The organism is Nocardia terpenica (assembly GCF_013186535.1).
Classification (GTDB): Bacteria; Actinomycetota; Actinomycetes; order Mycobacteriales; family Mycobacteriaceae; genus Nocardia; species Nocardia terpenica.
In genome coordinates this window covers 1,147,505-1,160,360 of the sequence record NZ_JABMCZ010000002.1, presented here as the reverse complement: position 1 = coordinate 1,160,360, position 12,856 = coordinate 1,147,505, and the positions used below count along the sequence as shown (strand labels likewise).

The 12,856-nt window shown below is 66.3% G+C and carries 13 protein-coding genes and 3 tRNA genes; 9 read left to right on the top strand and 7 right to left on the bottom strand.

Annotated features, from left to right (window positions below; all coding sequences use genetic code 11):
• Positions 1–157 precede the first annotated feature (157 nt).
• Positions 158–242, bottom strand: a tRNA-Ser gene (locus HPY32_RS17000).
• A gap of 131 nt (positions 243–373) precedes the next feature.
• On the opposite strand from HPY32_RS17000, the gene nicT reads away from it, so the two are divergent.
• Together nicT and HPY32_RS16990 are read left to right on the top strand one after the other, a co-directional pair.
• The gene (gene nicT, locus HPY32_RS16995; protein ID WP_462686485.1) at positions 374–1,426 is read left to right on the top strand and encodes a Nickel transporter NicT; all 1,053 of its coding nucleotides are present in this window, start codon (positions 374–376) and stop codon (positions 1,424–1,426) included.
• 102 nt (positions 1,427–1,528) lie between these two features.
• Positions 1,529–2,560 carry an alpha/beta hydrolase gene (locus tag HPY32_RS16990; RefSeq protein WP_373686651.1) on the top strand — a complete coding sequence of 344 codons (1,032 nt, stop codon included), beginning with the start codon at positions 1,529–1,531 and terminating at the stop codon, positions 2,558–2,560.
• On the opposite strand, the gene hisC is transcribed toward HPY32_RS16990, so the two are convergent.
• Positions 2,550–3,629: a histidinol-phosphate transaminase gene (gene hisC, locus HPY32_RS16985; RefSeq protein ID WP_067579975.1), complete on the bottom strand. Its 1,080-nt coding sequence runs from the start codon at positions 3,627–3,629 to the stop codon at positions 2,550–2,552. The genes HPY32_RS16990 and hisC overlap by 11 nt on opposite strands.
• A gap of 126 nt (positions 3,630–3,755) precedes the next feature.
• Here hisC and HPY32_RS16980 point away from each other — a divergent pair, with 126 nt between their 5' ends.
• The 3 genes from HPY32_RS16980 (at position 3,756) to HPY32_RS16970 (ending at position 4,772) form a co-directional block, all read left to right on the top strand.
• Positions 3,756–4,484, top strand: a complete 729-nt coding sequence (locus HPY32_RS16980; protein WP_067584911.1) for a dienelactone hydrolase family protein — start codon at positions 3,756–3,758, stop codon at positions 4,482–4,484.
• 88 nt (positions 4,485–4,572) lie between these two features.
• A tRNA-Ser gene (locus HPY32_RS16975) sits at positions 4,573–4,662 on the top strand.
• A 37-nt stretch (positions 4,663–4,699) separates the two neighbouring features.
• A tRNA-Arg gene (locus tag HPY32_RS16970) sits at positions 4,700–4,772 on the top strand.
• 70 nt (positions 4,773–4,842) lie between these two features.
• Here HPY32_RS16970 and HPY32_RS46165 read toward each other — a convergent pair.
• Positions 4,843–6,069 carry a tyrosine-type recombinase/integrase gene (locus HPY32_RS46165; RefSeq protein ID WP_067579977.1) on the bottom strand — a complete coding sequence of 409 codons (1,227 nt, stop codon included), beginning with the start codon at positions 6,067–6,069 and terminating at the stop codon, positions 4,843–4,845.
• 53 nt (positions 6,070–6,122) lie between these two features.
• A complete protein-coding gene (locus HPY32_RS16960) occupies positions 6,123–6,986 on the bottom strand; it encodes a helix-turn-helix domain-containing protein (protein WP_067579979.1) in 864 nt (287 codons plus the stop codon).
• Positions 6,987–7,154: 168 nt separating this feature from the next.
• Here HPY32_RS16960 and HPY32_RS16955 point away from each other — a divergent pair, with 168 nt between their 5' ends.
• The 3 genes from HPY32_RS16955 (at position 7,155) to HPY32_RS16945 (ending at position 9,514) form a co-directional block, all read left to right on the top strand.
• Entirely contained in the window at positions 7,155–7,382 is a 228-nt protein-coding gene (locus HPY32_RS16955; RefSeq protein WP_231951374.1) for a MerR family transcriptional regulator, read from the top strand.
• Between the two features lie 117 nt (positions 7,383–7,499).
• The gene (locus tag HPY32_RS16950) at positions 7,500–8,225 is read left to right on the top strand and encodes a bifunctional DNA primase/polymerase (RefSeq protein WP_171982898.1); all 726 of its coding nucleotides are present in this window, start codon (positions 7,500–7,502) and stop codon (positions 8,223–8,225) included.
• Positions 8,222–9,514: a hypothetical protein gene (locus HPY32_RS16945; protein ID WP_156674022.1), complete on the top strand. Its 1,293-nt coding sequence runs from the start codon at positions 8,222–8,224 to the stop codon at positions 9,512–9,514. The genes HPY32_RS16950 and HPY32_RS16945 overlap by 4 nt, the downstream gene beginning before the upstream one ends.
• 452 nt (positions 9,515–9,966) lie before the next feature.
• On the opposite strand, the gene HPY32_RS16940 is transcribed toward HPY32_RS16945, so the two are convergent.
• Both HPY32_RS16940 and HPY32_RS45690 read right to left on the bottom strand, forming a co-directional pair.
• Positions 9,967–10,281 (bottom strand): hypothetical protein, encoded by a 315-nt coding sequence (locus HPY32_RS16940; RefSeq protein WP_156674023.1) that lies wholly within the window; start codon positions 10,279–10,281, stop codon positions 9,967–9,969.
• 4 nt (positions 10,282–10,285) lie between these two features.
• Positions 10,286–10,411 carry a hypothetical protein gene (locus tag HPY32_RS45690; protein ID WP_267467373.1) on the bottom strand — a complete coding sequence of 42 codons (126 nt, stop codon included), beginning with the start codon at positions 10,409–10,411 and terminating at the stop codon, positions 10,286–10,288.
• A gap of 282 nt (positions 10,412–10,693) precedes the next feature.
• Here HPY32_RS45690 and HPY32_RS16935 point away from each other — a divergent pair, with 282 nt between their 5' ends.
• Positions 10,694–11,869, top strand: a complete 1,176-nt coding sequence (locus tag HPY32_RS16935; RefSeq protein WP_067579985.1) for a helix-turn-helix domain-containing protein — start codon at positions 10,694–10,696, stop codon at positions 11,867–11,869.
• 79 nt (positions 11,870–11,948) lie between these two features.
• Here the strand turns inward: HPY32_RS16935 and HPY32_RS16930 are convergent, their stop codons facing one another.
• Positions 11,949–12,836 carry a hypothetical protein gene (locus tag HPY32_RS16930; protein ID WP_156674024.1) on the bottom strand — a complete coding sequence of 296 codons (888 nt, stop codon included), beginning with the start codon at positions 12,834–12,836 and terminating at the stop codon, positions 11,949–11,951.
• Between the last annotated feature and the right edge of the window lie 20 nt (positions 12,837–12,856).

Below are 12,856 nucleotides of genomic sequence, written 5' to 3'. Positions count from 1 at the left end.
ACCCGTCCTTACGGGTCCGAACTCTGACACTCGACACCGAGGGCCCTCCCTGCATAGCAACTACCGACGTGGTTGCCGACATCCCCTCAGATGCATTCATGTTGACCGCGTGTTGACGGCCGCTCCCATCCTGCCGGACAGGTGCTGGTCACGGTCGCGGTGGGTGTGGGATTTGAACCCACGGTGGCGTGAGCCACGACGGTTTTCAAGACCGTTCCCTTAGGCCGCTCGGGCAACCCACCTCGCTCCGGGTGGAGCGATCCCAGCGTACTGGTGGGTGGGGTGTGGGGGTAATCGGGGCGGGGTGCGGATTCGACTGTCGGGGTGGGGAGGTGCGAGGCTGGGGCCGGAAGTCGGTGGAGGACGGGGGCGTGTGGTGCGCAGCGTTGTCGGGATGGCGGTGGCCATTGTCGGTTTGCATGTTCTCGGGTGGGGGACGCTGTTGCTGGTGGTGGTGCCCGAGCATCATCTGGTGAACGGGACCGTGTACGGGGTGGGGTTGGGGATCACCGCCTATACGCTCGGGATGCGGCATGCCTTCGATGCCGATCACATCGCGGCCATCGACAACACCACGCGAAAGCTGGTGGCGGAGAACGGGAGAGCGCGGTCGCAGTCGGTGGGGTTCTGGTTCTCGCTGGGGCACTCCTCGGTGGTTCTCGTGCTCGTCGCGCTGTTGGCGGCCGGGGTGCGGGCGCTGGCGTCGAATCTGGCCGACTCGAGTTCGTCGCTGGAGCATTGGACGGGGCTGTGGGGGACCAGCGTCTCGGGCGGCTTCCTGATCCTCATCGGATTGCTGAATCTGGCGTCGCTGGTGGCCATTTGGCGGGTGTTCCGCAGCATGCGGCGCGGCGAGCTCGACGAGGCGCGGCTGGAACACGCGCTCGAGACGCGCGGTCTGCTCAATCGGGTGCTCGGCCCGGCGGTGCGGATGGTGCGCAAGCCCTGGCACATGTATCCGGTGGGTCTGCTGTTCGGGCTCGGCTTCGACACCGTCACCGAGGTGGGGCTGCTGGTGATCGCCGGTGGGGCCGCCGCGACCGGGCTGCCCTGGTACGCGATTCTGGTGCTGCCCGTGCTGTTTTCGGCGGGCATGTCGCTGTTCGACGCGCTGGACGGGTCGTTCATGAGCTACGCCTACGACTGGGCGTTCGCCCGCCCGATCCGCAAGATCTACTACAACCTGGTGATCACCGGCCTGTCGGTGGCGGTGGCGCTGCTGATCGGCGGCCAGGAACTGGTCTCCATCCTGGTCGACAAGCTCGGTGTGGAGTCCGGCATCGTCGCCTGGATCGGCACGCTCGATCTCGGTGAGCTCGGCTACATCATCGTCGGCCTGTTCGCGCTCACCTGGGCGGTGGCCGTGGCGTTCTGGCGCTTCGCCGGTGTGGAACGCCGCTGGCAAGCGGACCTGTCGTCCGACTGAACGGGCAATGTGTTTCGAATCACTTTACGGACGACTCGGATATAACTGGCACGGAATGTGCCGCGCGCCTCTGGCAGGATGAGCGGCATGGTTCGTCGCCGGATGCGGCGTCGGCTGTCCGGCGCCTTCGCCTGGGCCGCACTGCTACTGAGTGCGGTGTTGCTCGTGCCCCCGGACGCCGTCGCCGGTCCCACCCCGCCCGCGAACTCCGGTTCGGCCGACGGCCCGCAGCCCCAGGCGGACAGGTCGCCGCCGAAGGTGGCCTCGATCGTCCGCGTCGAGCCCATCACCGACCGCAGGCTGCGCGTATTCGTGAACTCTCCCGCCATGGGCCGCACCGTGCAGGTGCAGGTGCTGCTGCCCGCCGACACCGCCCACCCCCGCCCCACCCTCTATATGCTCGACGGCCGCTCCGCGAGCAACGACGGCAACAACTGGGTCGACCGCGGCAATGCGGTGCGGTTCTTCGCCGACAAGAACGTGAATGTGGTTCTCACCGTGGGCGGTCCGGCCGGGTACTACACCGACTGGCAGCGCCCGGATCCGGTGCTGGGCAACAACAAGTGGGAGAGCTTCCTCACCCGCGAGCTGCCCCCGCTGATCGACGAGCGCTTCGACGGCGACGGCCGCAACGCGCTCGAGGGCGTCTCCATGGGCGCCGAGGCCGCCATGATGCTGGTGATGCGCAACCCCACCGTCTACCGCGGCGTCGCCGCCCACAGCGGTTGCTACGCCATGGGTTCCGACTTCGGGCAGGCGCAGGCGCGCGCGGTGGTGCGCACCTACGGCGGCGACCCGGACAATATGTTCGGCGACCAGGGCGACCCCGACTGGCTCGCCCACGACGTCATGACGCACGCGGAAGCGTTGCGCGGCAAGGCGATCTACCTGTCCGCGGCCAGCGGCCTGCCCGGCCCCTACGACGTCGCGGGCAGCGAGACCGTCGTGTTCGGCGGCCCCCTCGAGGCGGGCGCCGACGGCTGCACCATGGCCCTCGCCGATCGCCTGTCCCGCATGAAGATTCCCGCCACGGTGCGACTCTCACCGGTGGGCACCCACTCCTGGCCCTACTGGGCAGACGAATTGCCCAGGGCCTGGCCCACTCTCGCGACGGCGCTCGGCGTCAGCCGATGAACCGGGCGACAGTCTCCGGAGCGGTCGCGAAGGCGAGGAACTGATCGTTCTCGTGCGGGTCGCCCGCGGTGACCCGCACGCCGTCGGCGGCGTAGGGGCGCACCAGGACGCGGGAATCCGCGCTCGCCGCACCGAATTCGGTGCTGCGCTCGCCCAGCGGCAGCCACAGGAAGTTGGCCTGGCTCGGCGGAATCCGGTACCCGGCCCGCTCCAGCGCGGCGCGCATGCGCTCCCGCTCGGCGATCACGTGATCGGTGCGGTCCAGCAGCTCGTGCCGGGCCTCCAGGGAGGCGATCGCGGCCGCCTGCGCGATTCGGTTGACGCTGAACGGAATATGCACCTTCAGCAGCGCCGTGATCACCTCCGGGTCGCCCACCGCGTAGCCGACCCGCAGCCCGGCCAGGCCGTACGCCTTCGAGAAGGTGCGCAGCGCAAGCACATTCGGGCGGTCGCGGCCGATCGCGATGCCGTCGGGGTGATCGTCGGCGGGCATCCGCAGGTACTCGTAGTACGCCTCGTCCAGCACCACCAGGATGTGGTCGGGCACCGAGTCCAGGAAGCGCAGCACCGCGGCGCGGCCGTGCACGGTGCCGGTCGGATTGTTGGGATTGCAGACGAAGATCAGCTTGGTGTTCTCGGTGACCGCGGCCGCCATCGCGTCCAGATCGTGGGCGTAGTCCTCGGTCAGCGGCACCCGTACCGCGCGCGCCCGGCCGACCTGCGTGACGATCGGATACGCCTCGAACGACCGCCACGCGAACAGCACCTCGTCCTCCGGTGCGGCACAGGTGATCTGCACCAGCTCCTGGCACAGCGCCACGCTGCCGCAGCCCAGCGCGACGTTCTCAACCTCGACTCCGAGGAACTCCGCCAGGGCCGCGCGAAGTTCGCCCGCGCCGTTGTCGGGGTACCGATTGGCCAGTTCGGCCGATGCCGCGATGACCTTGGCGACGCTCGGCAGCGGCCCGAGGGTGGACTCGTTGCTGGCGAGCTTCACCGCGTCGGGATGGCTGCGGCCGGGGGTGTATGCGGGGAGGGACTCGAGGTCCGGACGTAAACGAGCGGTCACGCCAACCACCCTAGATCCTGCCGAACGGTTGTGACCGACGTGCCGGACTCGCCGGAAACTTTCCGACCGACCAGCCCCTACATGCATGTTCTCCCGAACGTTATGAAGGCGAACTACCCTGTCGGCATGTCGGGCATGTACCGAGACATCGCGCTGCGGCGCGACCGCGGCCTGGCGGCGGAAGACGATCGGCAGCCGTTGGCCGAGTCCCGGGTGCCCATCACCGTGATCGAACCGGACGGCTTCGCGCGCGGCGGCATCGTGGTGCTGCACGAGTCGCACGAATTCGCCGACTCTTTGCTGGAGCTCATGGGATCGCTCGCGGCGGACAGCTGGATAGTGGTGGCGCCCAATCTGTTCCACCGCAACGGCGCCGATCGGGAGACGGTGTTCGGCGACCATCTGTTCGCCGATTTCGACGCGTGCTACGACTGGCTCACCGGTCGCGGAGTACACGGCGACTGCATCGGCGTCCTCGGCTTCGACACCGCCGGGACCGCCGCCCTGCTCGTCGCGACCTCGCGGCCGATCGGCGCCGCGGTCAGTGTCGCGGCGCCCGGCATCACCGAACCGCTCACCGACCTGGCCGATGCGCTGGTCCGGGCCGCCCCGCGATTGCAGGCCCCGTGGCTGGGCCTCTACGGCGCCGACGATCCGGCCACCCCCACCGCGCACGTCGAGCAGCTGCGCGATGCCGCCGCCCGCGCCGCCGTCGCCACCCTCGTCGTCACCTACCCCGGGCTACATCACCGCGCCGATCATCCCGGCCTCGAACCCGAACCCGGCTCCGAGTCAGACGTCCTCGTCGACGCCCAGACCCGCATCTTCGGCTGGTTCGACAGTCACCTGCGCTGACCAGCCGTTTTGCTTCCTGGGCGGATGCTCTGTACTCTTGCGTCTCGGCGGTTCGAAAGGACCGGGCCCCTCGAACGAGAAGGCTCCAGGAGGCGTGCCAGAGCGGCCGAATGGGACTCACTGCTAATGAGTTGTCCCTTCACGGGGACCGGAGGTTCAAATCCTCTCGCCTCCGCCAAGTCCGGGCAACCGGACACCACAACTACATATGCCCTGCGCCCGTAGCTCAACGGATAGAGCATCTGACTACGGATCAGAAGGTTGGGAGTTCGAGTCTCTCCGGGCGCGCTCACTACCAGCGGAAACGCTGAAATTTACTGGCTGGATTCAGCCTCTATGACACGGAAACGACACGGTTTCAGCCGCGTGACAGGTTGAGGCTGTTCCGGAAGTCCCCTGCCTCGTGTGGCTTCTCGATGTAGTACTTGCGGGCGGTAGCGCCGTCGTCGGAGTGGCCCAGCTGGCTCGCCGCTCCCTTGTCGTCGTGGTCGTTCGCGATGAGCGTCGCGACCGTCTTGCGGAATGTCACGGGCGTGACCCACGCGAACTCGGTGCCCCGTGCTTCGCGCCAGGTGCGCCGGAAGTTGTTGGGGTCGTAGATGCCTCCGGTTCGGGTCGGGAACACCAGATCGAGCTTGTTGGGCACGGCGTCGAGCTTGCGGCGCATGAGAGTGTCCACCGCGAACGGCGGCAGCGTGATCGACCGATAACCGGCTTCGGTCTTGGTCCATTCCTGGCGGATGAGCCCTTCTCCTTTCGGCTGTCCCTTGCGCCGGGTGATCGTGCCGCAGACGGTCAATCGGGGCACTTCGGCGGCGAGGTCGAGATCGCACCAGCGGATAGCGAGCACTTCGCCGAAGCGAACACCCGTGCCCATGAGGACCTCCGCGATATCGAGGATTGTCTGGGAACGCTTGGGGCCGTGGGTGTATGCCGCCGTGCCGGGGATCGCCTTCCCTGACTGCCACGTTTTGAGCTGTGCGCGCAGTCGTTCGAGGGTCTCGAGATCGGCGGTGCGCGGCTTCTGCTTGGTGCGGTGGATACGGGAGACGTCCCGGACGGGGTTCTGGTCGATGGCGTCATGCCGGACCGCGAGCCCCATCATGCCGGACAGGATCACCCGATGGATGCGCGCCTTCTCTGCACCGACCTGGGCCACCTTCTTCAGGTGCCTGTCCAGCCGGGATGTGGTGGCCTCCCGGACTCGCACACCGCCGAGCGCCGATTTGATTTTGATGGTGCCTTTGCGGGCGCGCTTGTCGGTCGACACGTCGATTTCTTCGCGGTAGTGGTCGATCGACGTTTCTGAAGTGCGGTTTTCGTATTCGAGGTCGGTAAGCCACAGATCGGCCAGCTCCGAGAGCTTCGTGTCCGGCGTGATGGTCTTGCCCTTGCCGTGGTCGCGCTTCTTCAGCTTCTCCTTGAGGTTGAACTCCGCCTTGCCCTTGGTGGGTCCGAAGGCTTGGACGGTGCGGGTTTCGCCGTCGTCGTCGCGGTAACGGGTGGAGGCGCGGTAGCTGCCGTTGGGCTGCTGCTTGCAGCTGATCTTGCCGTAGGTGCCGATAGCGAGCGGCTGGCGGGCCACAGGTGTTCTCCTTACTCGGTTTCTGTTGTGGTGGAACGGTTTTGGGTGCATCGTCAGTCGTCGGTGATCAATCCTTGGACGACGGGTTGGCGGTCGTATGAGACCTCGATGGTGTCCCAGTCGGGCGTGGTGAATCGGACGAAGGGGAAATGCTCGGCCATCAGACGCACCGCCATTCCGGTGATGAAGTGGTCTTCGAGGTCTTGCATGTCCCCGTCGAACGATGGGGAAGAGGGGTTGGGGATATCGCCACTGGGCGGCTCCCAGCCACCGAGCCCGTCGGTGTAGTCGGGAAACGGGCGGTCGATGTCGTTGTTGAGGTCGGCGACCGTCGCGTCGAAGTCCGCGCGGACCTGGGCGCGAGCCTCGGCGATCACGGTCTCGTTCACCCCCAGCCGCTGCAGCACGCCGAGCGCGTCCAACTCGTCAGCGGGTGTCGGTTGGGTGAGGAATGCGGGCTCCCACAGATAGGAGTGCAGGTCGTGCAGGTAGTCGGCGGCGGTCTCGTTCACCCGGTACGGGCCGCGCTGGCCGCTGGCCAACTCCACCGCCAACCGCAACCGCGCCGCGCGCTGAGACAGCTGCCAGTGCCGGGCGCGGGCGCGTTCCAGTACCTGTTCGGCGTTGCGTACCTGCTGCGCGGCATTCTCGCGGTCGTGGCGGGCTTTGTGGTACTGGTAGCCGAATCCGCCGCCGTCGGGGCTCAGCTCGACGGTCTCGATGTCGAACAGGTCTGCGATAGCGAGGATTTCGGAGAACTTCGCGGGCCGCTGCCCCGCCTCCACCTTGGACAAGGTGACCTGAGACCAGTTCACGCCCGCCCGGCGCAACTGTGCCGACATGTGCTCCTGGCTCAGCCCTATCCCGGTGCGCAGTGCCTCGATGCGCTTGCCGATCGCCCGGTCTGGATCGACCACGTAACAACCTCCTCAACCACACGTGCTCAACACGTCCCATCATGCTCTGACATGAGGACAATACCATCAAAACCTGACGTTATGAATTCGTCCGATTCTCATAGTGTATGGTGTTGACTCGAGGGTCCTGGGTGGCCCTCGTCTCGTCCGCTCTACACAGGAGGCCCCTTGTCCAACGCTGCGCCGATGTCCGGCAACGACTGGCTGACGCGGGAGGAACTGGCCGCACGGTTGAAGGTTCCGGCGAAGACGCTGGCCGCGTGGGCGGCCCGCAAGCCGAGGAAGGGACCGCGGTACGCGATGGTCGGCCGCTACGCCCGGTATCGGCTCGCCGACGTGATCGCGTGGGAGGACGCCCAGTTCGACGACGCCGTCGACGTGGCACACGCGGCCTAGAAACGAATGTCCCGGTCGGTGTTGGCGCACCGGCCGGGACTGTGGGAAACACCGATCTAGCTGGAAGGATGATTCCGCAAACTCATGTGTGAGTCTACAGCAACCGACGCTGCGGCCATGATCGAGCACGCGCTGGCCTACGCGCGGGCCGGTCATGCTGTGCTGCCGTTGGCTCCTCGGGGCAAGGTTCCGGTGACCGCGCACGGCAAAGATGACGCATCCACCGATCCGGAGGTGATCCGGCGGTGGTGGCAGCGCAACCCGCGCTACAACATCGGCGTCCGTCCTCCTGCGGGAACCGTGGTGCTCGATATCGACCCCCGCAACGGCGGCAGCATCGCCGCGCTCGGTGACCTGCCGGACACGTGGACCGCCCGCACGGGTGGCGGTGGCTGGCATCTGTGGTTCCGCTGCGTCGGCACCACACGCGGCCAGGTCGACGGCGCACCCGGTATCGACATCAAGACCCACTCCGGGTACGTGGTCGTGCCCCCGAGCCTGCATCCCGGCGGGGGACGGTACCGGTGGGCCAATCGCGCCGGGATCGCTGATCTGCCCGAGCATCTGCGCGAACGGGTGCGTCCCGCGCTGGTGCTGCCCTACCAGCGGCCCACGCAGCGCCGCCGGGGCACGGGTACGGGTGCGGGGCTGGCGCGGTTCGTCCGGCAGGCGGGCGCGGGGAACCGGAACAACGTCTTGTTCTGGGCTGCCTCGCGTGCGTACGCCGATCAGGCGAGTCCTGATGTGCTGGAAGCGATTGCCGATGCCGGGGAGGCGGCAGGGCTGTCGCAACTCGAGGTGGAACGGACCATGGCGTCGGCACGGAAGCAGGTGGCAGCTTGACGGGCGGGGTGGATTACAGCAACGCGGTCGTCGTCGGGGCCGACGAGCAGCACGTTGGGGCCGACGTTCTGGTCGGGGATTTCTGGCAGGCGCGGCCGATGCTGACCCATATCCGGGATTTCGCGCGATCGCGGATGAGTGGCCCGTGGTCGACCCTGGGAGTGGTGCTCGCCCGTGCGGTGGCGTCGGTGCCGCCGACCGTGCAGCTTCCTGCGACCGTGGGCGGGGCGGCCTCACTGAATCTGTTCGTCGCGTTGGTGGGTCCCTCCGGTGCGGGTAAGGGGGCCAGTGAATCCGCGGCGCGGGAAGCGGTCGTGTTCACCAATCACTGGGGCCAGACGATGGAGGTCGCGGAGACGCCGTTGGGGTCGGGTGAGGGCATCGCGCGCACCTTCCGCCCGGCCGGAACGGACGAGGACGCGCCGAACCCGATCGACCGGATGTTGTTCACCGTGCCCGAAGTCGACACGCTGAGCTCGCTGATCGGGCGGCAGGGGGCGACGCTGGAAGGGGAACTGCGCAAGCTGTATTCGGGCGAGGCGATCGGTTTCGCCAATGCGCAGAGGGCAACCCGGTCGGTGGTGGCCGCGCACTCCTACCGGGCGGCACTCACACTCGGGGTGCAGCCGCTGCGCGCCGGGGCGCTGTTCGCCGGGGCCGACGGCGGGACCACGCAGCGGTTCGTGTGGATGGACGTGCGCGACCCGCAAGCACCCGACATCCCCCCGGACCAGCCCGAGCCGATCACGGCGCGGCTGCCGCGCTGGCAGCCCGACCCGTTGATGATTCCCGAGGTGGCCTCTGACGCGATCCGGGGTCATCGGCTGGCGCAGTTGCGCGGTGAGAACGTGGACCCGCTCAACGGGCACGCCCTGTTGTGCAGGCTGAAAGTCGCTGCCGCGCTGATGATCCTGGACGGCCGCAGCATCGTCAGCGACGAGGACTGGGCGTTGGCGGGGCAGGTGATGCGCTACAGCGACCACACCCGCACGGCCATCCACCAGGCGCTGACCGAACACACCGCACAAGCCAACCGGGCACGCGGCATCGCCTCGGTGCAACGTGAGGAAGCCGGGGCCGACTACCGGCGCGACCGCGTGTGCAAGACCGTGCTGCGGGTGCTGGGCAAGCACGGCCCCGAGCTGAGCGCCTCCGATATCCGCCGCCGGGTGAAACACACCCACCGCCCCTACCTCGAGGACGCGTTCGCCGATCTCACCGACACCGGGGCCATCCACGCTATCGAGGTCTCCGCCGGGACGAGATACCGGTTAGGCGACGCCGCCTAGCGGTACAGGGTGTACCCACGGTACATCCCCCGAAAATGGCTTCTACCAGCATCAACGAGGGGTGTACCCCAGGTACGGGGTGTACCCAACAGAAGACCGGGCCGTGATCACCTAGCGCGGTTCCCCGCCTGCTGCTCGGAAGGTGCCGCGTCTCCCGGCGTGACTGGCTTCGATCCGACGACTCGCACTCCGATCCACACGCACGGTCCCGGAGCGACGTTGCGTAGCTGGCGCTCATGTGCGGCTATCCTCCCGTCCACGACCGGTGCCACGGTTTGGCACAAGATGGACGGGCACAGCACTTCCAGCACGATGCCGGTCTTCGGGTCGCACTTCACGTAGCCGCAGTGCTCCGCTCTGATCCACGGGCCGTCATTCGGAACCTGCGGTGATTGCTCGTACTCCACGCTTGTCGTCCTTAATGCGTCTGGCTGTGCGGCGAAACGCTCCACTCAATAGGCGCGGCTGCTGTCGGGCTTGACCTTCTTCGCCGCGATCAAGGTCCGCCAGGCCGCCGCCTTGCGCGGGCATCCGTCGGCGCGGCAGCCACGGTGACGCTGCATCGTCTTGTGCGCTTCTGTCACACTCAACGGATGGTCGGGGGCTTCGTGTGGCCACCCGTTCGGCCATAGACCCGCGTCCGCTGCGCGAGCGTCTTCCGCTTGCACTTGTTCGCGGCGCTCGGCCTGCACTCGGCTGACAATCTCCTGCACGCTGACACCGGGCGTCGTCGTCTCGGTGTCCCTGCGCCACCAGTCGAACCCCATCACGTCACCCCGCTTCCGCGTCGGTGTCGTCGTCACGGTCGCTGCTCGCGGTCCCGGCGTAGTCGCGGATTTCGAAGTAGACGCCTGGGTTGTCGTCGTGATCGTCGTCGTAGGCGGCGACTTGCACCATCCCACCCGGAAAGACGAACGTTCTCGAACGTGCCAGGGCACCTCCACGCGGCGCGTGTTCGTCACGAATCATGGTGCAGACCAACAGAGTCGGAGCCGTTGGCCGCGCGGGCAGCGAGATAGGCTTGCCTGGCTCGGATCGGTCTCGCGTAGATGGGGCCATGCTGCGGCTCACCGTGCCGGTTCCGGATGTCGGTGGCGTTGCGAGTCTTGTGTTCCATGACCATCAAGGTTCGGTGAAAGTGGCTGCCTGGACTGGCAAGGAATATGCAAGACTGGCGGTATGGCCGAAGAAGCCGGGATAGGGGCTCGGACCGCTCGAGCCCGCAAGCTGATCGGATGGACACAGGCACGGTTGGCCTCTGAGTCTGGTTTGTCCGAAAGCCTGGTGACCAAGGTAGAAACCGGCGCGGTGCCCGCCTCACCGGCGTTTGTTGCCGCCGTGGCGCGGGCGTTGAAGATCGAGCCTGAGCAGTTGACCGGTGCCGCGCCCTACAGTGGCAGTGATCTGCCGGAGTTGCCCGGGGTCACCGAGATTCGCCGTATCGTGGCCGAATGGGATTACGTCGAGCCGCTTCCTGCGGTGCCGGTGGCCCGGCTCGAGGCCGAAGCCCGAGCATTGATTCGATCGCACGACGAGGCCCGCACCGCTGAGACTTTTGACCTACTGCCTGGCCATATCCGCCGGTTGTATGGTGCTCTGCGGGAACCGGATGCGCCTGTGCCGCATCTGTATTCGCTGCTGTGCAATGCGTACTTCATTACCGACTCCTCCGCGACCCGAGTCGGGCTGACATCGTTGAAGGCGGCCGTGTTGGGCCGCATGAGCGCGCTCGCAGAGCAAGCCGACGACCCGTTGTATCGGGCTATCGCCCAGATTCAGCGCGGCAAGGTGCTCATGTACTACAACGTGATTGCGTCTGCCCTTCAGGCCGTCCAGCGGGGCCTGGATTCGATCGAAGGTGATGGACATGGGGCCACGGCTGTGCGCGGATACGGACACCTCTCGGCAGCGATCATTTCGGCTCGAGGACTGAACTACGACACAGCATCTGCCTACGTGGCCGAGGCACGCGGTCTGAATGCCGACCGCACCGAATACAGTGACCGATACCTGACCAGGTTCGGGCCGACGAACCTCGAAATCCATTCCTGCGCTGTCGAATTGGAAGCAGGCGACCCAGGCAAAGCAGCCCGAGACGGCAGCGTGCTCACCTTCCCGGACACCATGTCGCCGACGAGGATCGGGCATCACTGGCAAGACGTGGCGCGGGCCTGGTTGCTGGCAGGTGAACCCTCCAAATCGTTGGCCGCGCTTAACCGTGCCCGCAAGGTCGCCCCAGAACAAACCAGACGGCATCCCTCGGTGCGCGAGACCGTTGTCGGTATCGCGGCGGCCGAGCGGCGCAGCACCGACAGCCTCGGCTCATTCGCCCGATGGGTCGGCGTCGCCGTCTGACATCCCCCGTCGTGGAGGGGCGTCACGTATAGCAGCCGCGAGCCTGTACGGGTTTCCGGGTGATGAGACGGCCGACAATTCACCGTTCGACCAGCAGTTCGCCGCTCCGCATACGGTTGACGACCGCTTTTGTAGCCAGTTCTTGCCGAGCGTCGGGGTGCTGCCGATAGAAGCGGACCAGATAGAGCAGTAGTGCAGGGTCGATGCCGAGCACACCCGCATGGAGGTCCATGTTCTGCTCGTAGTATCCGCGCTGCAAGTAGTCGATCAGGTTACGGCCGATCTTGACCCTGATCCGGGAATCGGGTGCCGGGTTGATCCGGACAGCTCTGGAGTTACTTATGAGAACTGCGTAAACTGCTCCGATTTCGTCCCATGCGATTGTTCGGACGGCCGAGCCAAGTGCCAGCGTAATACCGCCCGGGGTCATAATTACTGATCCTCGACGGTTTTTACCGAGGGCAAGGTAGCTGATCATGACCACCGCTAGTGCCAGAGCGCAGATTACGATGATCAATCCACCCACGTTGATAGCGGAGCGTCCTGAATCATCAGTTTTGGAGAGATGGGTTGCGAAGAGTAGCCCGCGGAGCACCAAGAATGCAACACCGACAACCAGCCAAAGTATGACGATGAGTTTGCGTGTGAGGGCAAAAACGATCCGCAGTCCAGGACCATCACCGGTGTCGTAGCCTGCGGTGATCCCTCTCGGTAGCTCTTTTCGTCGCACCCGCAGGTTGGGCACCAGAATAGCGCAGAAGCTGACACCTACCAGGCCGCCAACAATGCCGTAAAAGACCTGGAGCGTGTCGCCTCGGGAGGCGTAATCGAGCGTGTACGGGATCATAATCAAAGCGGCGAGGCCGAAGAAGAAGACGCCGAAGAACATCCAGGCGGGCGGGCGGGGTTTTCCCCACTCGTTCGGCCATGCAAGCAGCGGAGACTTGGCTTTCGCTGTTTCGGACAATCGGTGTCCTCCTCGTTCCG

Excerpts from the sequence above, each read along its gene's own strand:
- HPY32_RS16990 (WP_373686651.1), top strand. The coding sequence starts at position 1,529 with ATGCGGCGTCGGCTGTCCGGCGCCTTCGCCTGGGCCGCACTGCTACTG.
- HPY32_RS16980 (WP_067584911.1), top strand. The coding sequence starts at position 3,756 with ATGTCGGGCATGTACCGAGACATCGCGCTGCGGCGCGACCGCGGCCTG.
- HPY32_RS16950 (WP_171982898.1), top strand. The coding sequence starts at position 7,500 with ATGATCGAGCACGCGCTGGCCTACGCGCGGGCCGGTCATGCTGTGCTG.
- HPY32_RS16940 (WP_156674023.1), bottom strand. The coding sequence starts at position 10,281 with ATGGGGTTCGACTGGTGGCGCAGGGACACCGAGACGACGACGCCCGGT.
- HPY32_RS45690 (WP_267467373.1), bottom strand. The coding sequence starts at position 10,411 with ATGGTGCAAGTCGCCGCCTACGACGACGATCACGACGACAACCCAGGC.
- HPY32_RS16935 (WP_067579985.1), top strand. The coding sequence starts at position 10,694 with ATGGCCGAAGAAGCCGGGATAGGGGCTCGGACCGCTCGAGCCCGCAAG.